The 24,272-nt window shown below is 51.4% G+C and carries 22 protein-coding genes and 3 tRNA genes; 9 read left to right on the top strand and 16 right to left on the bottom strand.

The genetic code is table 11. The annotated features are described in order from the left end of the window. Positions 1–230: 230 nt before the first annotated feature. The gene (gene syd / locus J1778_RS04150; RefSeq protein ID WP_217172121.1) at positions 231–782 is read right to left on the bottom strand and encodes a SecY-interacting protein; all 552 of its coding nucleotides are present in this window, start codon (positions 780–782) and stop codon (positions 231–233) included. Positions 783–861: 79 nt separating this feature from the next. Here syd and queF point away from each other — a divergent pair, with 79 nt between their 5' ends. From queF to xni, 3 genes are all read left to right on the top strand, one after another. Further along, complete coding sequence (gene queF, locus J1778_RS04145; protein ID WP_217172120.1) at positions 862–1,707, top strand: NADPH-dependent 7-cyano-7-deazaguanine reductase QueF; 846 nt, start codon at positions 862–864, stop codon at positions 1,705–1,707. Positions 1,708–1,877: 170 nt separating this feature from the next. Beyond that, the gene (gene ppnN, locus J1778_RS04140) at positions 1,878–3,242 is read left to right on the top strand and encodes a nucleotide 5'-monophosphate nucleosidase PpnN (RefSeq protein ID WP_217172119.1); all 1,365 of its coding nucleotides are present in this window, start codon (positions 1,878–1,880) and stop codon (positions 3,240–3,242) included. Between the two features lie 78 nt (positions 3,243–3,320). Then, complete coding sequence (gene xni, locus J1778_RS04135; RefSeq protein ID WP_217172118.1) at positions 3,321–4,073, top strand: flap endonuclease Xni; 753 nt, start codon at positions 3,321–3,323, stop codon at positions 4,071–4,073. Positions 4,074–4,243: 170 nt separating this feature from the next. Here the strand turns inward: xni and rlmM are convergent, their stop codons facing one another. The 4 genes from rlmM to J1778_RS04115 form a co-directional block, all read right to left on the bottom strand. Beyond that, positions 4,244–5,350 carry a 23S rRNA (cytidine(2498)-2'-O)-methyltransferase RlmM gene (rlmM, locus tag J1778_RS04130; RefSeq protein ID WP_217172117.1) on the bottom strand — a complete coding sequence of 369 codons (1,107 nt, stop codon included), beginning with the start codon at positions 5,348–5,350 and terminating at the stop codon, positions 4,244–4,246. Continuing rightward, on the bottom strand, positions 5,343–5,738 hold the full coding sequence (locus J1778_RS04125; RefSeq protein ID WP_217172116.1) for a DUF423 domain-containing protein: 396 nt from the start codon (positions 5,736–5,738) through the stop codon (positions 5,343–5,345). The genes rlmM and J1778_RS04125 overlap by 8 nt, the downstream gene beginning before the upstream one ends. 94 nt (positions 5,739–5,832) lie before the next feature. After that, a complete protein-coding gene (locus J1778_RS04120; RefSeq protein ID WP_217172115.1) occupies positions 5,833–6,753 on the bottom strand; it encodes a transcriptional regulator GcvA in 921 nt (306 codons plus the stop codon). Between the two features lie 479 nt (positions 6,754–7,232). Further along, on the bottom strand, positions 7,233–7,454 hold the full coding sequence (locus tag J1778_RS04115) for a YgdI/YgdR family lipoprotein (RefSeq protein ID WP_112288311.1): 222 nt from the start codon (positions 7,452–7,454) through the stop codon (positions 7,233–7,235). A gap of 189 nt (positions 7,455–7,643) precedes the next feature. Here J1778_RS04115 and csdA point away from each other — a divergent pair, with 189 nt between their 5' ends. Together csdA and csdE are read left to right on the top strand one after the other, a co-directional pair. Further along, the gene (gene csdA / locus J1778_RS04110; protein WP_217172114.1) at positions 7,644–8,849 is read left to right on the top strand and encodes a cysteine desulfurase CsdA; all 1,206 of its coding nucleotides are present in this window, start codon (positions 7,644–7,646) and stop codon (positions 8,847–8,849) included. A gap of 20 nt (positions 8,850–8,869) precedes the next feature. Further along, complete coding sequence (gene csdE / locus J1778_RS04105) at positions 8,870–9,304, top strand: cysteine desulfurase sulfur acceptor subunit CsdE (protein WP_217172113.1); 435 nt, start codon at positions 8,870–8,872, stop codon at positions 9,302–9,304. On the opposite strand, the gene tcdA is transcribed toward csdE, so the two are convergent. Together tcdA and mltA are read right to left on the bottom strand one after the other, a co-directional pair. Continuing rightward, positions 9,292–10,107: a tRNA cyclic N6-threonylcarbamoyladenosine(37) synthase TcdA gene (tcdA, locus tag J1778_RS04100; protein ID WP_217172112.1), complete on the bottom strand. Its 816-nt coding sequence runs from the start codon at positions 10,105–10,107 to the stop codon at positions 9,292–9,294. The two genes, csdE and tcdA, sit on opposite strands and share 13 nt — an antisense overlap. A gap of 33 nt (positions 10,108–10,140) precedes the next feature. Further along, complete coding sequence (mltA, locus tag J1778_RS04095; RefSeq protein ID WP_217172111.1) at positions 10,141–11,253, bottom strand: murein transglycosylase A; 1,113 nt, start codon at positions 11,251–11,253, stop codon at positions 10,141–10,143. Between the two features lie 220 nt (positions 11,254–11,473). Between mltA and J1778_RS04090 the strand changes: the two genes are divergently transcribed. The 3 genes from J1778_RS04090 to J1778_RS04080 all read left to right on the top strand — a co-directional run bounded on the left by J1778_RS04090 (position 11,474) and on the right by J1778_RS04080 (position 11,839). Next, positions 11,474–11,550 (top strand) — tRNA-Met (locus tag J1778_RS04090). 62 nt (positions 11,551–11,612) lie between these two features. Then, a tRNA-Met gene (locus tag J1778_RS04085) sits at positions 11,613–11,689 on the top strand. 73 nt (positions 11,690–11,762) lie between these two features. Beyond that, positions 11,763–11,839, top strand: a tRNA-Met gene (locus J1778_RS04080). A 108-nt stretch (positions 11,840–11,947) separates the two neighbouring features. On the opposite strand, the gene amiC is transcribed toward J1778_RS04080, so the two are convergent. Beyond that, positions 11,948–13,198 carry an N-acetylmuramoyl-L-alanine amidase AmiC gene (gene amiC / locus J1778_RS04075; RefSeq protein WP_217172110.1) on the bottom strand — a complete coding sequence of 417 codons (1,251 nt, stop codon included), beginning with the start codon at positions 13,196–13,198 and terminating at the stop codon, positions 11,948–11,950. A 228-nt stretch (positions 13,199–13,426) separates the two neighbouring features. Here amiC and argA point away from each other — a divergent pair, with 228 nt between their 5' ends. Next, positions 13,427–14,752: an amino-acid N-acetyltransferase gene (gene argA / locus J1778_RS04070; RefSeq protein WP_217172109.1), complete on the top strand. Its 1,326-nt coding sequence runs from the start codon at positions 13,427–13,429 to the stop codon at positions 14,750–14,752. Between the two features lie 81 nt (positions 14,753–14,833). Here the strand turns inward: argA and ptrA are convergent, their stop codons facing one another. The 8 genes from ptrA to ptsP all read right to left on the bottom strand — a co-directional run bounded on the left by ptrA (position 14,834) and on the right by ptsP (position 24,262). Then, a complete protein-coding gene (ptrA, locus tag J1778_RS04065; protein WP_217172108.1) occupies positions 14,834–17,719 on the bottom strand; it encodes a pitrilysin in 2,886 nt (961 codons plus the stop codon). Between the two features lie 302 nt (positions 17,720–18,021). Then, positions 18,022–18,366 (bottom strand): prepilin-type N-terminal cleavage/methylation domain-containing protein, encoded by a 345-nt coding sequence (locus J1778_RS04060; protein ID WP_217172107.1) that lies wholly within the window; start codon positions 18,364–18,366, stop codon positions 18,022–18,024. Further along, complete coding sequence (locus J1778_RS04055) at positions 18,359–18,796, bottom strand: YgdB family protein (protein ID WP_217172106.1); 438 nt, start codon at positions 18,794–18,796, stop codon at positions 18,359–18,361. Before J1778_RS04055 ends, J1778_RS04060 begins: the two co-directional genes overlap by 8 nt. Before the next feature lie 44 nt (positions 18,797–18,840). Then, a complete protein-coding gene (locus J1778_RS04050) occupies positions 18,841–19,428 on the bottom strand; it encodes a prepilin peptidase-dependent protein (protein ID WP_217172105.1) in 588 nt (195 codons plus the stop codon). Beyond that, positions 19,419–19,913, bottom strand: coding sequence for a prepilin peptidase-dependent protein (locus J1778_RS04045; RefSeq protein ID WP_274388727.1), 495 nt, complete (start codon positions 19,911–19,913; stop codon positions 19,419–19,421). Before J1778_RS04045 ends, J1778_RS04050 begins: the two co-directional genes overlap by 10 nt. A gap of 249 nt (positions 19,914–20,162) precedes the next feature. Further along, a complete protein-coding gene (gene thyA, locus J1778_RS04040; protein WP_112288301.1) occupies positions 20,163–20,957 on the bottom strand; it encodes a thymidylate synthase in 795 nt (264 codons plus the stop codon). Between the two features lie 6 nt (positions 20,958–20,963). Next, positions 20,964–21,833, bottom strand: a complete 870-nt coding sequence (gene lgt / locus J1778_RS04035) for a prolipoprotein diacylglyceryl transferase (protein ID WP_217172103.1) — start codon at positions 21,831–21,833, stop codon at positions 20,964–20,966. Positions 21,834–22,015: 182 nt separating this feature from the next. Next, entirely contained in the window at positions 22,016–24,262 is a 2,247-nt protein-coding gene (ptsP, locus tag J1778_RS04030) for a phosphoenolpyruvate--protein phosphotransferase (RefSeq protein WP_217172102.1), read from the bottom strand. Between the last annotated feature and the right edge of the window lie 10 nt (positions 24,263–24,272).

The following is a 24,272-nucleotide window of genomic DNA, read 5'->3' as shown; positions in this document are numbered from 1 at the left end:
AATCGTCGATTTTGCCTTTCAGGACAAGACAGGGTGTAAGCCAAAAACATGGGGTGTAAGCCTTCTTACAAAAAATAATCGAGTTAACTTATTGATCTTGATAGTTATATGGATTTTTAGAGTGAAGTGATTAAGTCAAATTAGCGAGATCTCTTACAGCCTTTGTGAGAGATCTCTCACACGCTTGTGAGCCATTTGTGCTCTGCGGGATGGGGACATGGTTAATAAAATCAGGCGGGATAAACAGCGGTCAGCATTGTAAGGAATTCTGACAACGATGGCGAGAGTATAGTTCGTTTTTTACTGCCGAATTGTTCCAGCACAACATTACCCGTCACATTACAAAGCGAAACCAGATCCAGCTCGGAATCTGTGGTCGCCAGAAAAATCGTTGGCGTGAGCTTCAGACGCTTTTGCGTAACCAGATGACCAATCAGATTTTCCTGCAAACGGGTGAAATCTTCCGGGCTCCACACCTGCAACAGGGTCAGCGCATTGCCCTGCCAGCTGGCGGTCATGTCTCCGGCAAACTGCGTGGTATAAAACGCATGCGCCTCAGGACGCAGTTGTAATTCCATCGCGCGTTCGACATTTTCCAGGGTTGCCTGCGGGCTGAACGTCTGAGTCAGCCAGTACACTTTATCTTCTTCCGTCTTCACCACGCACGGCGAAGCCACCCCAAACAGGGCTTCACTGGAAGGAGGCATGCCGGTTTCCTGTTGCCAGAGATCGACAAAACGCTGAGTAAATTCACGCAATGCTACTGAAACTTCAGACTCCATAATTCTCTCATCTTCCGGTAAGGCTGGGTTAAACTGGTGGCTATTCTCTATTGTACCGATCTCTAAGCAAGGTGACAGCATGTCCTCATATCAGGATAACCCCGCTCTGGCGCAACTGACGCTGGGCAAAAGTACGGCTTACGTTGACCATTATGATGCGTCTTTATTGCAGGCCGTTCCGCGCAGCATGAACCGTGAGCCGCTGGGCTTGTATCCGGATAACTTACCGTTTCATGGCGCCGATATCTGGACGCTGTATGAACTGTCCTGGCTCAACGCGAAGGGATTGCCACAGGTTGCTGTGGGCGAAATCAGCCTGAATGCCAACAGTCAGAACCTGATCGAATCCAAAAGTTTCAAACTCTATCTGAATAGTTTTAATCAAACCGTCTTCCCCGACTGGAAAACGGTGCAGGAAACCTTAACACGTGACCTGAGCGCCTGCGCACAAGGTGACGTCACAGTGACAGTCAGCCGTCTGTCTGAAATTGAAGGGTCACCGGTAGGACATTTCGACGGCATCTGTATTGATGAGCAGGATATTGAAATCGACAGCTATGAGTTCAGCACTGATTATCTGGTCAATGCTAAAGGCGAGGAAACTGTTGAAGAATCGCTGGTAAGTCATCTGCTGAAATCCAACTGTCTGATCACCCATCAGCCAGACTGGGGTTCCGTGCAAATCCGGTATCGCGGTCCGAAAATCAACCGTGAAGCCCTGCTGCGTTATCTGGTGTCTTTCCGTCATCACAACGAATTCCACGAACAATGCGTTGAACGCATCTTCAATGATCTCCTGCGTTTCTGCCAGCCGGAAAAGCTTGCCGTTTATGCGCGCTATACACGTCGAGGCGGACTGGATATCAATCCGTGGAGATCCAACTTCCCGTTTGAACCTGCAACAGCGAGACTTGTCAGACAATAATGCGAGACGTTGCTCAAGAACTGAGCTAACGCTCTGTCAGCATTGGTAAAAGCCTGATGACAGGGTTACTGTTAAATTGCATACGGCGCAAAAAACATGATTCGAAAAATCATGCGCCGCAATCAGGTAGCAGAAAGAATCACTGCACCCGTTGGTGTCAAGGAGCAACTTTGATTACACATATCAGCCCGTTAGGCTCAATGGATTTGTTGTCGCAGCTGGAAGTCGACATGCTCAAACGCACGGCGAGCAGCGACCTCTATCGCCTTTTCCGAAATTGTTCACTGGCCGTCCTTAACAGCGGCAGTCAGACTGACAGCAGTAAAGAACTTCTCGATCGTTACGAAAGCTTTGATATCAATGTGTTGCGCAGAGAGCGTGGCGTGAAACTTGAACTGGTAAACCCGCCGGAAGATGCCTTTGTGGACGGGCGGATCATCCGTTCATTACAGGCCAACCTGTTTGCCGTGCTGCGCGATATTCTCTTCGTCAGCGGGCAAATCGACAACGCCGGTCGTTTTCAGCACCTGAATACCGAAAATTCAGCACACCTGACCAATCTGGTATTTTCTATCTTACGTAACGCCCGCGCCCTGCATCTGGATGAAGATCCAAATATGGTCGTATGCTGGGGCGGTCACTCTATTAATGAAATCGAATACCAGTACGCCCGCAACGTCGGCAGCCAGCTGGGTTTGCGCGAACTGAACATTTGCACCGGCTGTGGGCCGGGTGCGATGGAAGCGCCAATGAAAGGTGCCGCAGTCGGTCACGCGCAACAACGTTACAAATCAGGCCGCTTTATCGGCATGACCGAACCTTCAATCATTGCCGCTGAACCGCCTAATCCGCTGGTCAACGAACTGATTATCATGCCGGATATCGAAAAACGGCTTGAGGCGTTCGTGCGTATTGCCCACGGGATCATTATTTTCCCTGGCGGCGTCGGCACCGCAGAAGAATTGCTCTATCTGCTGGGGATCCTGATGGATCCGGAAAACAGCAATCAGGTTCTCCCGCTGATCCTGACCGGCCCGAAAGAAAGCGCCGATTACTTCCATGTGCTCGATGCTTTCATTAAAGAAACGCTGGGCGAAGAAGCCTGTAAGTTCTACACCATCATTATCGATGATCCGACAGAAGTAGCCCGTCAGATGAAACATGCGATGCCGCTGGTGAAAGAAAACCGCCGTAACAGCGGCGATGCTTACAGCTTTAACTGGTCGATTCGCATTGCGCCTGATTTGCAGCATCCGTTCGAGCCAAACCATGAAAACATGGCGAACCTGAACCTTTATCCAAACCAGCCACCGCAGGAACTGGCCGCCGCACTGCGCCGCGCCTTCTCCGGGATTGTGGCCGGTAACGTGAAAGAATTTGGGATCCACGCCATCGAGCAACATGGTCGCTTCAAACTGCATGGCGATCCGGCATTGATGAAAAAAATGGACAGCCTGCTGCAAGGGTTCGTCGCACAGCACCGCATGAAATTGCCGGGCAGTGCGTACATTCCTTGTTATGAGATTTGTGCCTGATTAACCGTTCACACGGCAAGTCACACTTCTAAAGCAGATCTAAGGGCGACGCAAGTCGCCTTTATTATGGAGATTAACATGGCAATACATCTGCTGATTATTGATGCCCTGAACCTGATCCGCCGTATTCACGCAGTACAGAGCTCGCCTTGTCTTATTACCTGCCAGAATGCTATCGGCCAGCTGATTCAGCATACTCAACCCACACACGCCGTTGCGGTATTTGACGAAGATGACCGTGCCGACAGCTGGCGTCATCAGTGCCTGCCCGACTACAAAGCCGGGCGTACACCGATGCCGGAGAATCTGTTTACAGAAATGCCCGATCTGAAAGCCGGCTTCGAAGCGCAGGGCATCGCCTGCTGGCATTCTGCGGGCAATGAAGCGGATGACCTGGCTGCCACGCTGGCGGCAAAAGTATCGTCCGGCGGTCATCAGGTGACTATTGTTTCAACCGATAAAGGATACTGCCAGTTGCTGGCTCCGAATGTTCAGATCCGCGATTATTTCCAGAAACGCTGGCTGGATATGCCTTTTGTGCAGGAAACCTTTGGCGTTCTGCCTCAGCAACTCACCGATTACTGGGGTCTGGCGGGGATCAGCAGCAGTAAAATCCCAGGCGTGCCGGGCATTGGTCCGAAGACAGCGGTGACATTACTGACGCAAACCGGCTCGCTGGATGAGCTTTACGATAATCTGGAAGGCGTGCCGGAAAAATGGCGTAAGAAGCTGGAGGAACACCGCGAACAGGCTTATATCTGCAAACGGGTTTCGACGCTGCAAACCGACGTGGCGCTCGACGGCAACTTACAGCAACTGCGTCTGCCATAAAATGGGTGTAAAAAAGGCGCTTCTTATTAAGAAACGCCATAATCAGATACTCAAAATAATTCGAGTTGCAGGAAGGCGGCAATTAAGTGAATCCCGATGAGCTTACATAAGTAAGTGATTCGGGTGAGCGCATGCAGCCAACGCATCAGCAACTCGAAGTATGAAGAGTATCAGCGATCACGCTCATCGCGACGCCCGCCAATAGCTGACCAGAAACGGCGGATATGCACGGTGACTTCTTCGCGGTCATGATAAAGCTGTTTCGCAAAGATCTCCGCGTTCACACCATTTTCTTTCAGCCGTTCGTCGATGCGCTCGAGAATGTTAGACACTTCTTCGTAACGCTTTTTCATCGGTAACTTCAGGTTGAAAATTGCCTCGCGGCACCAGCCGTTGACCAGCCAGTCACACATCAGCGCAGCCACTTTCGCCGGTTTCTCTACCATGTCACAGACCAGCCAGTAGTTTTTAGTACTGGTGGATTTATAGCGGAAGCCGTCTTCGCGCAGATGAATAACCTGACCGGTTTCCATCAGGCTTGGCGCCATCGGACCATTGTCGATAGCCGTGACCATCATGCTGCGTTGTGTCAGCTGATACGTCCAACCGCCCGGACACGCGCCTAAATCGACCGCGTACATGCCGCTGGCCAGACGTTCATCCCACTCATCCGCCGGAATAAAGACGTGGAAAGCTTCTTCGAGTTTCAGCGTTGAACGGCTTGGCGCTTCGGACGGGAACTTGAGGCGCGGAATACCCATGTAGAAAGGTGAATTGTTGTTGCTGTAGGAATACCCCACATAGCAACAACCCGGCGCAATAAAGAACACATGCACGACCGGGCGCAACGCATTCTCTTTCTTACCCAGCACTTTGCGTTCACGCATCGCAGCACGCAACGGCACGGTCAGTTTGCGACAAAACTTAGTCAGTTCTTTGCTTTCATTGGTGTCCGGCACTTCGACGCGAAGCTCACCGCCATTGGTGATCACGTTCTGAACCATGCCGACGATCGGAGAAACACGGTCTTCCGGCGGTAAATCTTTCAGCAATTCGCCGACCACTATTAACTGACGGGCAAAAATCAGTTCGCGGAAGGGCAAATCTTTAGCGATACGGTCAGCATCATCCGGCTGGTAGCATTCAAACAGCACATATCCGCTGTTTTCTTTCACGCGGGCAAAACCGAAGATTTCCATCTTTGCGGCTTTGTCGGTAATTTCTGCTGCACATTCTTTTTCAAAACCCTGACGGCAGTAGAGAGCAACTTTATTCATGGCGTTCGGCCTTTTTCTTCAGGCGCAGTGCGCCGATCAACATCAAAATCCAACCGACCAGGAACAAGGTACCGCCAATCGGAGTTACAAAAACGAATAAACGGAGATGCGACAGCGCCAGACAATAAAGGCTGCCGCTGAATAACACGGTTCCCAGCGCTAAAAAGGCGCTGCTCCAGTAGAACCACACATTACGCTGGCGCTGCATCGCAACAGCTAAAATCATCACCGCCAGGGTATGAATACTTTGATACGTTAATCCGGTATGGATCCACGCCATTTCTGCTTCGCCAAGCGACTGGCTCAACACATGTGCGCCGAAGGCACCGAAAGCGACGTAAATAAAACCGCTGATTGCAGCGAAGATCAACATTGAACGACTGGTCATTATGCGTTACCTGTTATCGTTATTTGCCGATGAAAATCCAAATCAATCAGTCTGATAAGCAGACTCAGAACTTTCTATCCCAGGGGATCCGGCCTTATGCCTGATCGAAACGAAAGCGCAGTTTTTCCTGCTCGCTGGCTGCTCGCGCGAGGATCCACTGACGAAAGGCGGCTATTTTACCCAGTTCTGCCTGACTGTCATGACAAACCAGATAAAAAGCATTTTTACTGATCAAAACTTCGCTGAACGGGCAGACCAGACGTCCGGCCTCAATTTCAGTCTGCGCCATGACATTATTCACCAGCGCTATGCCTTGCCCGTGAACGGCAGCCTGAACCACCATCGCGCTGTGGCTGAAAATAGGCCCTTGCTGGACATTGATCTGCTGTAACCCGAGTTGTTTGGTGTAGGCCAGCCAGTCGCGGCGCGAAGCATCGTGCAACAACGTATGGTGGCTTAAATCAGCCGGTTCCTTCAGCGGATTATCACTCATCAGAAAAGAAGGAGAACAAACCGGAAGTAAATATTCAGCATATAAACGCTCGGCCCGCAGCCCCGGCCAGTTGCCCCGTCCATGGAAAATCGCCACATCAACATCGTCGGATAATTTGTCTTCTTCACGGTCCACGGCCTGAATACGCACATCAATGCCCGGATAAGCTGAGTTAAAGCCAGACAATCTTGGCACCAGCCATTGAATCGCAAAGCTCGGCGGCAAACTTACCGTCAGTGCGCCTTTAGCGCTGCGCGCCTGAAGTTTTCTCGTCGCCTCATTCAGGGAGGAGAATATCTCCTTAATATCCAGATAATAGCTCTGCCCTTCTTCGGTCAGTAACAATGAGCGATTACGTCTTCGAAACAGTTTTAACCCTAAAAAGTCCTCAAGTGACTTAATCTGGTGGCTAACAGCGGCCTGCGTGACGAACAATTCTTCGGCAGCCTTAGTAAAACTAAGGTGGCGCGCTGCGGCATCAAATACCCGCAGAGAATTCAAAGGCGGTAAACGTTTTGACATAGAATGGATACTTCTTATTCGCCGGTAAGCGGAGCGCCTGTCCGCGGGTTTAGATATTAGTTTTTTTAATCCGAGACATTATAATTTGTCCGTTGAGGATGTACAGGCAAAAACCTATAGTGGCGCCACTTCCTGAGCCGGAACGAAAAGTAGATTGGTATGAGGATGCTGAAATACTTTTGGCTTGTGGTTGTGATGTTGTGTTTGCAATTGTCTGGCAATCCAGACACGTAGCTTGAATGCTACAAACTTTTCACTTCCTGTACATTACCCTGTCTGTCCAAAGTGATTTTTCAGCACCGCAATTTGCGGTGCTTTTTTTTGCCTGTTGGTTTTTCAGGACAAATTAAGGCAAGTACGGCGTTATGCGGGCGCATAATGTGACAAAACCGGCCTCATCGCAAGAAGAGCCGGTTTTGTCATAAAGCAGAATGTGAGGTTACCCCGGCTTCAACCCATCGGGGAATTCACCTGAGGGATTAGTTCCCTTCTGCCATTTCTTTGATTTCAGATTTATTGATCTGCTGCTTGTTGCCATACGCATCGGTATAACTGATCATACCGGTATCATTGTCCGTGCTAGGTTTGCCATCAGCAACAATGGTACGGCCATCGTTGGTATGCATCACGTAGTTGCTTGAACAGGCGGCAAGTGTTGTGGTCAGCAGTGCAGCTGAAATTACGGCGGCGATCTTCTTCATCATAGACTCCTTGCAGATTAAAATGCTTAAAATTCCTGGTTAAACTTCCAGGCTAATGTATTTAGTTAACGTAATTCAGCATAACAAACTTCTGATAAATTTCCAGGTAACCATTCCTAAAATGGATAAGCGGCTTGTGTTACAAAAAAACCTGCATTCTTTAACTCAGGCTGAAGGATTTGATTTCGTATGACTGACTTTAACCCTGCCGGTTTCCGCCAGCACTTTCCTGCACTGTCTCAGGGACAATGCTATCTCGACAGCGCAGCCACCGCGCTGAAGCCGCAGGCAGTGATCGATGCCACTGTGAATTTCTACTCTCAGGAAGGCGCTACCGTCCACCGCAGCCAGCATCGTGCGGCGCAAACCCTGACGGAACAATACGAACAGGCCAGATTACAGATGGCGCAATGGATCAATGCGCCGCGTAACGAAAATATCGTCTGGACGCGGGGAACCACGGAGTCCATCAATCTGGTGGCGCAAAGCTGGCTACGTCCGCGCCTGCTGCCTGGTGATGAAATTATTGTCAGCCAGGCAGAACATCACGCTAACCTTATTCCGTGGCTGATGGTGGCGCAGCAGTGTCAGGCGCACGTCGTCACGCTGCCGGTAGATCAACTTGGCATACCGGATATCAGCACCCTTCCCCGTCTGCTGAGCAGCAAAACACGCCTGCTGGCGCTGACGCAAATGTCGAACGTGACGGGCGCAATGCCTGATATTGCCCGCGCCGTTGAACTGGCACACGCTAACGGCACGCCCGTTCTTATCGATGGCGCACAGGGCGTGGTGCATTGCGCGCCGGATGTAAAACAGCTCGATATAGACTTTTATGCTTTCTCCGGTCATAAGCTTTATGGGCCGACCGGCATCGGTGTGTTGTATGGCAAAACTGAATTACTCGAAAGTATGTCGCCGTGGCAGGGCGGCGGAAAAATGCTGACGCAGGCTTCTATGACGGATTTCACACCGCAGGCCGTTCCGCACCGTTTCGAGGCGGGAACGCCAAATATTGCCGGTGTGATCGGAATGTCTGCTGCACTGAAATGGTTAAAAACCGTGGATATGCAAGCGGCGGAGAAACATGCACAGCATCTGGCGGCACTGGCTGAGGAACAGCTTGCGCAAATTGAAGGCTTCCGCAGTTTTCGTGTTCAGCATTCGTCCGTTCTGGCATTCGATATCGCCGGTGAACATCACAGTGATCTTGTCGCTTTGCTGGCCGAACAGGCTATCGCCCTGCGCGCCGGACAGCATTGCGCTCAGCCCCTGATGAACGCTCTGGGCATCAGCGGAACATTACGGGCCTCGTTTGCGCCGTATAATAATGAACAGGACGTTACGCGGCTGGTCGTTGCGGTAAAATACGCCCTCGACTTATTAGCCGATTAATTCATTGTTTGGGGAATACCATGTCAGCGCCACATCCTTTCGGCCATGAGATCACTGAAGCCTCACTGACCGAAAAATTTGCGTCATTTCGTCAGTGGGAAGACCGCTACCGTCAGTTAATCCTGCTCGCAAAATCCTTACCACCGCTGGATATTACGCTGAAAACACCTGAAAATGAGCTATCCGGATGTGAAAACCGGGTCTGGCTGGGCGCGGAAAAAGCAGATAACGGGACGATGCATTTTTATGGCGACAGTGAAGGCCGAATCGTGAAAGGTTTGCTGGCTGTATTGCTGACTGCCGTAGAAGGCAAAACGCCAGACGAGATCTTAAACCGGGATCCGCTGGCGTTGTTTGATGTATTAGGATTGCGTGAGCAGCTCAGCACCAGCCGCGCAAGCGGCCTTAATGCGCTGGCAGAAGGCGTAATCGCGCTTGCCCGTCAGGCGGCCTGAGCCTGACGCTGTGCTTTCGCCATCATTTTCTTCAGCACATGAGACACCGCGACAAAACCAAACGTCGCGGTCACCATCGTCGCCGCACCAAAACCGGAAGCACAATCCATCCGCTTCGGCCCTTCTGCCGTGGCTCTTGAAGCACACACAGAACCATCAGCCTGCGGATACATTAACGGTTCGCTGGAAAATACACAGTCAATCCCGAGCTTACCTTTGCTATTTTTCACCACATTGAAATCATTTTTCAGACGTTCACGCAGTTTTGCCGCCAGCGGATCCTGAATGGTTTTCGCCAGATCCACGACAGCGATTTGGGTTGGATCGATTTGTCCGCCCGCACCGCCTGTCGTTACCACCGGGATCTTATAACGACGGCAATAAGCCAGCAGCGCCGCTTTAGGCCGTACGCTGTCAATAGCATCAATCACGTAGCTGAAACCCTGGTTGAGCATCTCTGCGACGTTATCCGGCGTAATAAAATCGTCTATACACGTCACCTTGCACTCCGGATTAATCGCCAGAATGCGCTGTGCCATGATTTCTGTTTTCGCCTGCCCGACATTTTCACGCAGCGCATGAATCTGACGATTGGTGTTGGTCACGCAGACGTCATCCATATCAATCAGCGTTATCGCACCAATGCCGGTTCGCGCCAGCGCTTCCGCCGCCCATGAACCCACTCCGCCGATACCAATTACGCAGACATGCGCCTGCGAGAACAACTCCAGCGATTGCTGACCATAAAGCCGGGCAGTTCCGCCAAAACGTTGCTGGTAAGCGTCGGAATATGTAGCTGTCATGAAAAGATAAACCTCAGTGCGTTATATCGAAATCTAGTGAGAGGGCGCGTAGGCCGTGAACAACGGTTTGCCGTTCTGCGCTGATTTTAACACCCAGACGCGTCCGTAGTGATTATAATATCCTGCAGAATGTCCTGCATCAGGCCCAATCCCCTGATACATATCGAAATGTTGTCCTTTAATCGCCCCGCCAACATCCAGCGCTACCATCAGACGCATATGATATTTACCGGTAAACTTACCTTTATCGTTGAGCTCGGGCACTTCAGCCAGCAAGGTTGTACCGGCCGGGATCAGCGAACGGTCAGACGCTACCGACGCTTTGGCAATCAGCGGAACACCGCTGGCACCGCGAACCGGGGCGAACGGTTCAGGTTTAAAGAACACGAATGACGGGTTTTGTTCCAGCAGTTCACGGACTTCTGCCGCGCTGTGCGTATCGGCCCACTGACGGATAGCCTGCATCGACATGTTTTCACGCGCCACTTCACCACGGTCGATCAACACTTTGCCAATACTGCGGTAAGCATGGCCATTTTTGCCTGCATAACCAAAGAACATGAACGGTCGGCCATCGCCATAATCGACATAGCCGCTGCCCTGCACTTCCATCATGAAGTTATCCATCAGGGAATTCGTCCAGGCAATCACGTAGTTATCGCTCAGCGCACCGGAATAAATCGACGCGCGATCGGGCAGACGGCCACGTTTTGGCGGCATACGGTACAGCGGATACTGGAATTCGCCCTGACGGGTATAGCGCGCCTGCACCACCGGCGTGTAATAACCGGTCAGCTGGACGTTACCAAAATTGTCGGCGCCTTCCATCTGATACGCACTGATGCCGTACTGGCTCAGATTGCGGGTATCCGCGCCCGAACGTAACCATTGTTCGACAGCCTGAAACGTCGTGTTATTACGACCATATAAAGAAGAAGAGGCAATCTGGACTGCGGCAACCTGATTGGAGTAATCCAGCGCATTCACCGGTTTGCCTGTCGCATTCGGCTCATTCACGTATTCAAGCGCATTATCCAGACGACCATCTTTATACTGCTGGCCACGGTCGGTCGGTCGCGATGAACACCCCGCCAGAACCGCTATCACCAGACCACCCAGCAGATATTTACTCCAACGTCCTTTCATTATTGCTGCGCTCTCTTACATTCAGGGAAATGACTGGCGAAACGATAACAAACGACCTGTCAGAAAGGAATTGCCCCAGTCGAAAAAAGTGTACTGAACCAAATTGCGTCTCAAATGGCCATTTTATGGATAAAAAGTCAGCAACTAAGTGCTTTATTTGAATAAATTCAAAAAAGGGTTGCACGAAATCTCATGGGGAGTATAGTTCGCCTCCATCGGACGCGGGGTGGAGCAGCCTGGTAGCTCGTCGGGCTCATAACCCGAAGGTCGTCGGTTCAAATCCGGCCCCCGCAACCAATTCGATTTCGATGCATTAAATGCTCAGTTGAATTGTACGATGAAGTAAAGCAGTATACGGACGCGGGGTGGAGCAGCCTGGTAGCTCGTCGGGCTCATAACCCGAAGGTCGTCGGTTCAAATCCGGCCCCCGCAACCAATTCGAGACTGAAGTATGAAGATGCTCAGTTCGGATAATGTGATGAAGTAAAGCAGTACCAAGTAGTGACGGACGCGGGGTGGAGCAGCCTGGTAGCTCGTCGGGCTCATAACCCGAAGGTCGTCGGTTCAAATCCGGCCCCCGCAACCAACTACTAAACACAAGCAGCACAGTAAAACATCAGACACCTTAACGGGTGTTTTTTTGTATCTGAATTCCGGCGAAATGCGGGAATGAACTTCCCGCCCCATACCAGAATCATCCTTTCGCCGACATCCCACCCTGAGCAAAATACGCCTTGATCCCGGCCAGAATGGACTCCGCTACCTGCTGCTGAAAATGCGCAGTCCGGAGCTTTTTCTCTTCATTGATATTACTGATAAAGGCAGTCTCGACCAGAATCGAAGGTATATCCGGCGCTTTAAGAACGGCGAATCCTGCCTGATCGACTTTGTTTTTGTGCAGATGATTAATTTTGCCCATGCGCGTCAAAACTTCTTTACCGAATTTCAGGCTGTCGCTGATGGTCGCCGTCTGAACCAGATCAAACATCGTATGATCGAGATAGCGGTCACCGCTTTTGCTGACGCCGCCTATCAGATCCGATTCATTCTGGCTTTGTGCCAGAAAACGTGCGGCAGAACTGGTGGCGCCTTTCGTTGATAACGCAAATACCGACGATCCTTTGGCTGCACGGCTGGTAAACGCATCCGCATGGATAGAGATAAAGAGATCTGCCCTTAGCTTTCGCGCCTTTGCCACGCGGACTTTCAGCGGAATAAATACGTCCTCATTGCGGGTCATGTGTGCTTTCATATTGGGTTCACGCGCGATCAGTTTCTGCAATCTGCGGCCAATCTGCAACACGACATCTTTCTCGCGGGTTTTGTATTTGCCGATAGCCCCGGGGTCTTCACCACCATGGCCGGGATCAAGCATGATCACCAGTGGCCTGCTTCGCCCCGCCTGCCCGTCTTTCTTCGTTTCCGGCGGCAAGGTTCTTGCGACATCCCCGCGGTTGTAATCTTCAAGTAATGCCAGCAGAGGATCGTCCTGAACATTGACTTCCCCTTCTTGCGGATAAAGGTCGACAACCAGACGGTTATGAAACTCCGCCACCGGTTTGAGCGTAAAGACATGCGGACTGATGGCACGCTTGAGTTCCAGCACCATGCGAACCGTTTTGGTATCGAACTGCCCTACCCGCGCCTGACGGATATAAGGGTCGCTTTGCTGAACTTTCTCGCCAATGCCTTTAAGCACGCTGTTCAGGTGGACGCCCTCAATATCAATAACCACTCGCGGCGGGGAACTGAGCAGGAACTGCTTATATTTTAGGGGAGTGCTGGATTCAAGAGTGATGCGGGTATACGTCGAGGAAGGCCAGATGCGTACCGCGATAACCTGTGAGCTGGCGGCAAAACCTACTTTACTCACACTTAGCATCCAGGAGGCAGCTACGGTTTGAAGAAGGCGTCGTCGTCCGGGATTGTGATTATCGTCAGTCATGCAGTCTCAAAAGTATCTAAAAGTAAAAAACAGGTGATAAAAAAATCATTTTGCGAATTCTAGCGAATCGAATCCCGCATGTCATTCCTTAACATTTATTCGATTTATCAATTTGTTGCCTGTATGTAATCAGTGTTAATTCAAAAACAGAGATTTCTTACTTGCCACACAGCCCCAAAAGAATAAAAATACAGAAATTACGAATAAAAATTCAAACGAGGTTTTGCCGTGAAGGAACGTAGTACTGAACTGGTTCAGGGATTTCGCCACTCAGTTCCCTATATCAATGCTCACCGTGGCAAAACATTCGTTGTCATGCTCGGAGGTGAAGCCATTGAACATGAGAACTTCAGTAATATTGTCAATGATATCGGGCTGTTACATAGCTTAGGCATTCGTCTGGTGGTCGTTTATGGCGCCCGTCCGCAGATTGATGCAAACCTTTCTGAGCACAATTACGAACCGATTTACCATAAAAATATTCGCGTCACCGACGCCCGTTCACTGGAACTGGTTAAGCAGGCTGCTGGCCTTTTACAGCTTGATATCACCGCCCGGCTCTCAATGAGCCTGAATAATACGCCACTGCAGGGTGCGCACATCAATGTGGTGAGCGGCAACTTTATTATCGCGCAGCCGCTGGGTGTGGATGACGGTATCGATTACTGCCACAGCGGCCGTATCCGCCGTATTGATGAAGAAGCTATTCATCGTCAGCTCGACAGCAACGCTATCGTGCTGCTCGGTCCGGTGGCGGTTTCCGTCACCGGCGAAAGCTTTAACCTGACATCAGAAGAGGTCGCGACGCAGCTGGCAATTAAGCTTAAAGCCGAGAAAATGATCGGTTTCTGTTCTTCGCAAGGGGTCATTAATGAGGAAGGTAATATCATTTCCGAATTGTTCCCAAATGATGCGCAGGAACGAATTGATCAGATGGAATCCAGTGGCGATTATCTTTCCGGTACGGTGCGTTTCCTGCGGGGTGCGGTGAAAGCCTGCCGCAGCGGCGTTCGTCGCAGCCACCTGATCAGTTATCAGGAAGATGGTGCGCTGGTTCAGGAGTTGTTCTCCCGCGATGGCATCGGTACGCAAATCGTCATGGAGAGCGCTGAACAGGTTCGCCGCGCCACGATTAACGATATCGGCGGTATCCTTGAATTGATCCGCCCTCTGGAGCAACAGGGCATTCTGGTGCGCCGTTCCCGCGAACAGCTGGAAATGGAAATCGATAAATTCACGATTATCGAACGGGATAATCTGACCATCGCCTGCGCCGCGCTCTATCCTTTCCATGATGAAGGCATTGGCGAAATGGCCTGCGTTGCCGTTCACCCGGATTATCGCAGTTCTTCACGGGGTGAGATGCTGCTGCAGCGTGTTGCCAGTCAGGCAAAAATGATGGGGCTAAACCGGCTGTTTGTCCTGACAACGCGCAGCATTCACTGGTTCCAGGAGCGTGGTTTTAAACCGGCAGAGGTCGATGTGCTGCCGATTCAGAAACAGGAACTGTACAACTATCAGCGCCGTTCAAAAATCCTGATTTCTGAGCTGTAACCTTACGTTCTGAACGGTGAATTGTAGAAATCAAAAGGACGCATAAGCGTCCTTTTTGATTTTCTGCTGGTTCCTGCAAAGTCATTCAGCAGATTTGGGTTCCAGCGTCTTCTGCAATGCCGACGTATCTGGCCAGGTTTTAAAGCCTTCCGGTGCGGCGTATTGCGGTGTTTTACTGTCATTGCCCGAAACCTGAGACAACATCGCCAGCCCATCCTGCTTGATCACCGCTTTCCGGAAGTAATCCGCCAGCTGGGTTTGTGTCAGACCGGCAATCACGCGGATGACATTCGTCCGGGTATCAAATTGCGAATTTCCGCGACTGAAATCATTACCGAACCTGTCGGCTTCCTCGTCCAGGGTTTGTGGATTCTGCTGCATTTCATTGACCAGTCCCTGCTTGTACTGCAGGAATTCCGCATCTTTCATTTCACGCAGACGTTTTTCGGCCTGCGGATAAAATGCCAGATAGCGCTGATACAGATAGTCCGGCTGCTTACTGTTACTTTGCAGCAGGAAACCGATACCCCACTGTTTTCCGACAGGAATAGGGAAAGCAAATACAGCGTATCCCAGTTGCTCCTGAGTACGCAGCTGGCTGTAGAACCAGGGCTGAATAATCTGCCCGAGCAGCGCGCTGTATCCCATACTCTGGACTTCATCGTAGCCTGTCGGCACATAAACGGCAGCCAGCGCGGAGTCCGAACTGGTACCGACACGCTGGATATTAGCTTTAACCGGCTCAGTTACCTGCGCCTGCTCGCCACGCCACCATTTGTCACCATGCGAACCAAGCTTTTGCATGATCTGTTGCGACATGGCTTTAACCTGACCGGCCGTCATATTACCGACAACCATTACTTCCACGGCGGCATGATGCGCCAGTTGTTCACGATAAGCGTTCACGTCTTCCAGGGTGATGGCGGAAACCAGTTTTTCTCGTTCGCTGCGCTCGGTATAAGGCACGCGGGAAAGCAGTTGAACAGGTTGCAACGCAAGTTCAAACGCTTTTCCTTTATCCGCTGAAGCCAGGCGTTCGAGATACCACGATTTCGCCTGATCCAGTTGTTCCTGAGTCGGTTTGAAATCCGGATAGTTGTCTACCAGCGCCGCCAGTAAATCGGGCAAACACTCGGTAAAACCTGTGGCCGTAAATTGCAGGCCATTGTCCGGAGAAGTCCCGAAAGTGATCCCACCAATGGACGCCTGATAGCTCAGCTGATCGAACGCTACGCCGGTCAGATAATCCGTCAGGCCATACAGCACCTGATTTTTAGCCGTGCTGAGCGCCTGATCGTTGCGGAAAGAAACGGTCACATTGGCTTTTGGCTCGTCTGCAAAGTATCTGCTGGGCATGTAGAACACCCGCAAACCTTTATCTTGTACCAGCAGTTCAGGCCGGGTCGCTTTAGAATCTTTGGTCACCAGCGCGAGTGACTCCGGGATATAAGGATTCAGTGCCGGCAGTGATAACGAAATACGTTGCGCGATGGTTTTCCATTGTTCATAGGTCTGAGGCGGTACTTTATCGACCTCATAGGGCGCATTCACAAAGTAAGCAATTTTATTGTGCGGCTCATTTGGGCTGATTATCCAATAGCGCGCATTTTGCGGCGTCATCTCATCAAGACGGGATTCAATGGCTTTAGGATCGTATTGATCTGTCAGATAAGGCGAATCGAGGACGTGCTCAACCGGGACGCGCAGCATGGTATCGACCAGCCATTCAACGTAATCCATATCCCGCGTTAATGCCGGATAGCGGTAATCCAGCGCCATCACGTGTGCAATTTCATCAAAATAGGGCTTATCAATACCCTTTGTGCGCATCTCATTGAGATAACTGAATACCGCGGCAATGACGGTGTCTTGCTGTGCGAGCCCCTTATCCGTAAGGGAAACCGAGATATTGAAGACACCCTTATTACGATTCACCATCGGATCGGCACCGGCGCTGATCCCATCGGCATAACCTTGTTTCTGTAACCAGTCAGAAAGTGTATTCGGACTGCGGTTGCCAATCAGATAGCTGATATAGGTATCTGTTTTACTGCGAAAATCTGCGCTGTTGTTATCAATAGCAAATTCAATGCGTAATTCTTTGCGGGGCTGTGCAGGAACAAAATGGATGAATTCCCCTTTCTGTTCGGCGGTTAAAGTGGGCACCGTGATCGGCGGAACCACCGCGTGATGATTGGCTATCTGACCAAAGGAATTGGAGGCCAGCTCTGCCAGTTCCGGCAAAGACTTATTGCTGTAAATCACACCGACCATCAGGTTAGCGGAATAATAGCGGTGATAAAAAGCCGTCAGCTCATCATGCAGCTTGCTGCCGGGTTTGTCTTTCAGGGTATCCAGATTACCCCCGGCGAAACGGGCGGCCGGATGCTCAGGATTCAATGTCTCTGCGCGAACCTGCGCCATGCGCATTCCGTCACGGGAACGGGCCATCGTCAGCTCAGCGTTGACAGCGTTACGCTCGCGGTCGCCATTGGCAGGATCAAGTAAGGGCTCGCCAATGGCATCGGAAAGGCGATCGACTGCCCCGGGCAGGGCATCATTTTCGACTTCAAGATAAAAGGCCGTGCGGTAAGAAGCCGTGCTGCCGTTATGGCTGCCGCCATGCTTTTTAAGAAACTCAGAGAGACTTTCCGGCTGAGGATATTTCTTTGAGCCCATCAGCAACATGTGTTCGGTGTAGTGAGCCAGGCCTAATTGAGAATCAGGATCTTCCAGAGATCCGACAGGAATAGCCAGTGCAGCGAGAGACTTGGGAGCTTGAGGATCAGATACCAGCAAAACGGTCATATCATTCGCCAGTTTTATGGCCTGATACTGACGCGGGTCGTTCTGACTTTTATTGATAGCTTGTGGATAAGGCTGCCAGTCGGCTGCACTTGAAACAACAGGGGCCCAAAAGGTCAACAACAACAGTAACCCGGAAATACGGGTAACCTGTTTTAACATTGCCACACTCCCTAAATCGAATAAACGTGCCACACGGGCAATAAATACAGGGTTCAACAACAGATGAACCTCAACAAGCTGTTTTGAGCAGATGAGTCTGTTCAGCCCCCGCAGAAACAGGATAGTTGTGAAAAAAATCCAATCGGGATTTTCTTCCTGTGTTCCGTCACGTTTTAGCCATAAAGCCAAATGTTCCCATTAGGGAAAAATCACCCTGTTAAACCACTCTAAGCTGTTAGCTCACCATTGCAAGTAGCTTGAGGGTATTTTTGTCCTTCATTATGCCGCTAACGGGCACCGTTTCAGGGGCTGAAATTGCATATAAGCCGCTGCAATATTGCCTGATATTTTGCTGGCGTTTGAATCGCAGCACTGACTAACGTGCAGGATTGTGCATCTGAAAGGCCAGTAAGCAGAAATTCCCAACCATCCGTAAAAGGCTCTGTGCCTTTTCCTGTCACGGAACAGGCTTCAAGCTGAGAATGCGCTTTCGCCCACGCCTGCTGAACCTGCCACTGTTGCATAAACCCATGGGTAAGCGACTGGTAGTAATTCAGGAGTCCAAGAATCGAAACTGACAGCAATAACATTGCAATCAAAGCCTCCGTCAGGCTGAATCCTTGCTGAACGGAACAGCTTTTATTCATTGCAGACCTGCTCATCAGCCTCAGGGCAAAAATCCAGCCATCCCTGTTTTAGTGGTAAAAAAATTACATCTCCGCTGGCCTGCTTTTTCATAATGACCTGCTGATATTGCATAACAGGTTCATTGCCTTCTGCCATTCTTCCTTCACCACGAAGCAGAAAAATATCCTGGCGCAATGAAGGCCGGATACACACTTTGCCGGTGCCTGAAGCGATGATGCCAGCGGCCATATCCCGGCACTGCCAGAGAGGTTCGCTGCTTTCTTTCCACGACTGGCGAAGACCCCAGGCTAATGCTGATGCTGCGTTTTCCCAGGCGATGACATAACGATGCTGATTGGACGTCAGCGCCAGTCCGGCGGAAAGCTGCTGTTGCAGCGAGTTAAGGGCAATTAATCCTAACCCCATCATCACCATAATACTCAGGATCATCGCACTCCCCCGCTGCCTGAACGAAACGTGTATTTCTGCTGCTGTCATAAAACGTGGCCTGCAATCATTTCGGTCACCTGCCGGTGGATCAAAGGATTGTTGCTCCAGCTGGCTTCAAGTTGCAGAGAATAAAGGCGGCCGGAGCCACTTGCTGCCAGTTCGGTCACCTCAAACCGGGTCACGTTGACTTCAGCAGGGTCGAGGAAATTTTCCCAACCCGCACTGCTGCAATCACCTGCCCCTCGCTGGATCTCAATACCGCCCTGACGTAAACGATAACCAAAGTATTCAGACTCTGCCGTACCAGGCTTATCCCATTTTCCGTTACGGTTCAGGTCATAGATAACAAGGATGCAGGAACTGGCCGCTTCACCCGCAGCGTTGCCGATAATGACAGATTTCCCCTCACAGGTTCCGTTACAGAAACCGGCGCGACGAATATCTTTGCCAATGGCAAAAGTAGTCTGCCGCAACAATTGATCGAGCTGATAATGGCGGCCCAGGCTCTGACTTCTCTGACGCATGAGCGGATAGATTTGCGCGGCACTGAGCATCAGCATGCTGCCAATCCCCATCGCTATCATGACTTCTGGCAGCGTAAATCCCTGACAGCGGGGTATGTTCACTGGCATAACCCGATGCCCAGCAATGGCTGGGTTTCACTGCAGGTACGAAGCCGTCCTCTGACAGAAAGCACGATCCGCACACTTCCCGCTGAATTTTTCAGTGTGATATGCCCGGCCAGCGCGGCATTACGCAGGCCGTAAAAACCCATGATTTTTTCGCTGACAGCAAGTAACTCCACACCGGATTCGCTGGTGGCAAATATTTTACCGGCAGCATGATGACAATCCGAAGGACGGGTTCCGGTTCCCACGCATCCATCAGCACCAGCAATGCCCCATAAAACAGCAGAACGATTGTAATTATTGGCTTCTGCCTGTACCCCGGACAGATACAAACGCAACTGCTGTGCAGATTGCTCAAGCTTTAATGCCTGCTGGTAATTGCGCCAGCTGTGGATCCCCCACAACGTACACATGGCGATCAGAGCCACGACTACCATCATTTCGATCAGCGACATTCCCTCTTCTCCTGCCCACTCAAATGTTTTCATGCGGCCAAAATAGGCGTTTGAATTTTTAACACCACCGGCAACATTCTTTTTTCCAGGATGTCGTGAGAACTATCGGTGCAACGAAATCCACACGGCAAAAAAGTTGCGTGATGTCTCGCAGGAATAACGTTTGGGTTTAAAACGGGGTTGGAATACTGAGAAAAAAGCGTAAAAAGTGCAGCAGCAGAAAGGCAGGATAAAAGGGAAGTGACCGCCTGACGGGAGCGTCAGGCGGCAGACAACGAAGGTTCAGATCGCGACAGGGGCTTTGATTGCCGGGTGAGGATCGTACCCTTCAATCTCGAAATCTTCGAAGTTGTAATCAAACAAGGAGGCTGGTTTGCGCTTGATGACAAGTTTTGGCAACGCACGAGGTTCACGGCTCAGTTGCAGATGCGTCTGTTCCATGTGGTTGCTGTACAGGTGCGTATCGCCCCCCGTCCAGACAAAATCACCCACTTCGAGGTCGCATTGTTGCGCCATCATATGCACCAGCAGTGCGTAGCTGGCGATATTGAACGGCAAGCCAAGGAAGATATCGCATGAGCGCTGGTACAGCTGGCAGGACAATTTGCCGTCAGCCACATAGAACTGGAAGAAAGCATGGCATGGTGCCAGTGCCATCTGATCAAGTTCGCCCACGTTCCACGCTGACACGATAATACGGCGCGAATCCGGGTCTTTCTTCAGCTGTTCAACCACGTTTGCCAGCTGGTCGATTTGCTTCCCATCAGCCGCGCCCCAGGCACGCCATTGCTTGCCATAAACCGGGCCGAGGTCGCCGTTTTCGTCAGCCCACTCATCCCAGATGCTGACATTGTTTTCACGCAGGTACGCGATATTAGTCTCGCCTTTCAGGAACCACAGGAGTTCATGAATGATAGAGCGCAAATGACAGCGTTTGGTTGTGACCAGCGGAAAACCTTCCTGCAAGTTGAAACGCATCTGATGACCAAAAATCGACAACGTGCCAGTGCCGGTACGGTCGGCTTTAGGGGTGCCCTCATCGAGCACTTTCTGCATTAAATCCAGATACTGTTTCATGTTACCTCACGACAATTGTTTCTGCGGACGGCGATATGCCCAGACCATCATAATCAGGCCAACGACGACCATTGGAATGGACAGTACCTGCCCCATACTGATGATCCCGTCGAACAGGCCAAGCTGTGCATCCGGCTGGCGGAAGTGTTCCACGATGATGCGGAATAAGCCATATCCGATCAGGAACAAGCCTGATACCGCGCCCATCGGGCGTGATTTGCGGATAAACACGTTCAGGATGATGAACAGTACAACACCTTCGAGCAGCAGTTCATACAGCTGAGAAGGATGGCGCGGCAACACACCGTACTGGTTCAGCAACGGCTGCCATTTCGGGTCAGCAGCGGCAATCGCAATATCTTCCTGACGGGAACCCGGGAACAACATCGCCCATGGCACATCCGTGGTCACGCGGCCCCAGAGCTCGCCATTGATAAAGTTACCAAGACGGCCCGCCCCCAGACCAAACGGGATCAGCGGAGCGATAAAATCGGCAACCTGGAAAAAGTTGCGTTTGGTGCGACGGGCAAAAATCAACATGACCACGATTACGCCAATCAGGCCGCCGTGGAAGGACATGCCGCCGTCCCACACTTTGAAAAGATAGAGTGGGTTTTCGAGGAACAAAGGCAGATTGTAGAAGAATACGTAACCGATACGACCACCGAGGAAGACACCGAGGAAACCCGCGTACAACAGGTTTTCAACTTCGTCTTTGGTCCAGCCACTGCCTGGCTTGTTAGCACGGCGTACCGCCAGCCACATTGCGAAGACAAAACCGACCAGATACATCAGTCCGTACCAGTGAAGAGATACCGGTCCGATTGAGAAAATCACCGGATCAAACTGGGGAAACGCCAGATAGCTGTTGCTCATCTATCACCACAAATTGTTTATCATTATTGCCCGGTCAGGGGCCAGCAGGGAGCGAATAGTAGCATAGCCGGAAGGTTTTCCGGGGCTAAGCCGCTGGAAAAGTTCTGTAAAAAATCATCTCATCCCGCGCCAGAGTGCGATCGGGATGAGAATAAGGCGGTGCAAAAACTGGCGTACGGCGCTTATTTACCACCGCGGATAAGGCCACCCAGTCCGCGTCTTTCCATAAATGCAGCGGTCATATGACGCACGTCCGTCGTGAATTGCGCCTGTAAAACCCGTCCGGCAAGCTCTTGTGCATCGGCTAAATCAATGCGGCGAAGCAGGTATTTTACGCGGGCGACACTGCGTCCGTTCATGCTGAGATTACGGAACCCCATGCCGGTGAGCAGCAATGCGCCCATCGGATCGCCTGCCATTTCGCCACACAAACTGACGTCCAGTCCTGCGACTTCTGCACTGGTAATAATCTGCCTGAGCACGCGCAGCATAGCCGGATGCAGGCTGTCATAGAGCCCGGCCACGCGGGTATTGTTGCGGTCAACCGCCAGCAGATACTGCGTTAAATCGTTGGTGCCGACCGAAATAAACTCAACCCTTCCGGCCAGCGCAGGCAGCATAAAGACCATGGAAGGCACTTCAATCATGACGCCAAGACGTGTGCGTGGAAGTTCGTAACCGAGTTGTTCCTCCACTTCACGTCCGGCACGATCGATTAAACGACGCGCCTCGTCAATCTCTTCTAGACTGGTCACCATTGGCAGAAGAATGCCGAGATTACCGGTCGCCGCATTGGCACGCAGCATTGCCCGTACCTGAATGAGGAAAATTTCCGGCTGATCGAGGGTAATACGAATACCACGCCAGCCCAGACAAGGGTTTTCCTCGCTGATCGGCATATACGGAAGCTGTTTATCAGAACCGATATCCAGCGTGCGCAGGGTTACCGGCTTTTGCGGAAACAGCTGCAACATCCCCTGATACTGTGCGACCTGTTCTTCTTCAGAAGGGAAGCCGCTTTGCAACATGAACGGTATTTCAGTGCGGTACAGCCCGACACCATCAACGCGGCTGCCGAACAGTTTTTCGTGATCGGCACTCAGACCGGCATTGAGCATCACTTTAACCCGTTCGCCACTTTTCAGCGCAGCGGGTTGCTCAACGTCGTCTTCAGCTTTCTGGCTCAGCTCCATTTCTTCACTGATCAGGCGCTTGTACTCCGTGACCAGCACGGGCTCGGGGTCAATCAGTAGCTCGCCACGATAACCATCAACAATCAGTTGTCGCTGGCTCAACAGTGCAGGCTGGATATCAGCGCCCATGATGGTTGGCACGCCCATTGCCCGCACCAGAATCGCCGCATGAGAGTTGGCCGCACCGTCGCGAACCACGACACCGGCCAGCCGGTCTTGCGGCACTTCGGCCAGCAACGTGGCGGTCAGCTCATCGGCGACCAGAATAAAACGCTCAGGCCACTGGGTATTACCCTGAATCGTGTCGTCGAGATGGAAAACCAGTCGCTGGCCCAGCGCACGTAAATCGCTGCCGCGTTCACGCAGGTAAGTATCCTGCAAACTGGCAAACTGAGCGGCAAACTCTTCAACCACCTTTTTGACCGCCCATTCCGCAACTGCACCCTGATCAATCTGGGCGAACAATTCGCGTTTGAGGCGTGCATCGTTAAGCAGGTGAGAATAGAGATCAAAAATCGCGGCGCTTTCTTTCTGCGCACTGGCAGTAAAGCGTTTGCTGAAACGGCGAAATTCGGCACCGGCATCTTCCAGTGCGCGGGTCAGACGTTCGCGTTCACGCACCGTATCGAGCGTGGACGCCATATAAACATGCTCAAGCGAAGGCTGCGAGCTGTCCTGCCAGCCGATACCGATGGCCACACCCGGCGAAGCGGCAAGCGCGCGGACACGGGTCTGACGAAAGCGTCCGTAAAGCACATTAAGCTGTGCCTGAGAAAGGATCGCGGCCAGCTGCGTCGCCAGCGTGACCAAAAATGACTCTTCACTTTCATCGAACTGACGGTGTTCGCGTTGCTGGATAACCAGCACGCCAAGCAACTGACGACGGTGAATGATCGGCACACCTAAAAAGGATCGGAAAAGATCTTCTTTTACGGCAGGAATATATTTAAAGCTGGGATGGCTCTGCGCATCAGCAAGGTTAATAGGTTCGGCAAGACGCCCTACCAGACCGACAATCCCCTGATCAAATGCCAGAGTAATAGTCCGCCCGCGAGGTTTCTTCAAACCTCGCGTCGCCATCAGGTAATAACAACGGCGGTCATTGTCAGCGAGATAGACGGAACACACTTCGGTGTCCATCGCCAGGCAGGTTTCGTTGACCAGTACATCCAGCGCATCATTGAGGCTGGACGCCATTGCTACCTTTTCAACAATTTCTCGCAAACGCGTGAGCATCTCTTCGTGA

It is taken from the genome of Rahnella bonaserana (assembly GCF_019049675.1).
Taxonomy (GTDB): Bacteria; Pseudomonadota; Gammaproteobacteria; order Enterobacterales; family Enterobacteriaceae; genus Rahnella; species Rahnella bonaserana.
Note: the sequence above shows the minus strand (reverse complement) of the source record. Positions and strands in the feature narration are given on the sequence as shown.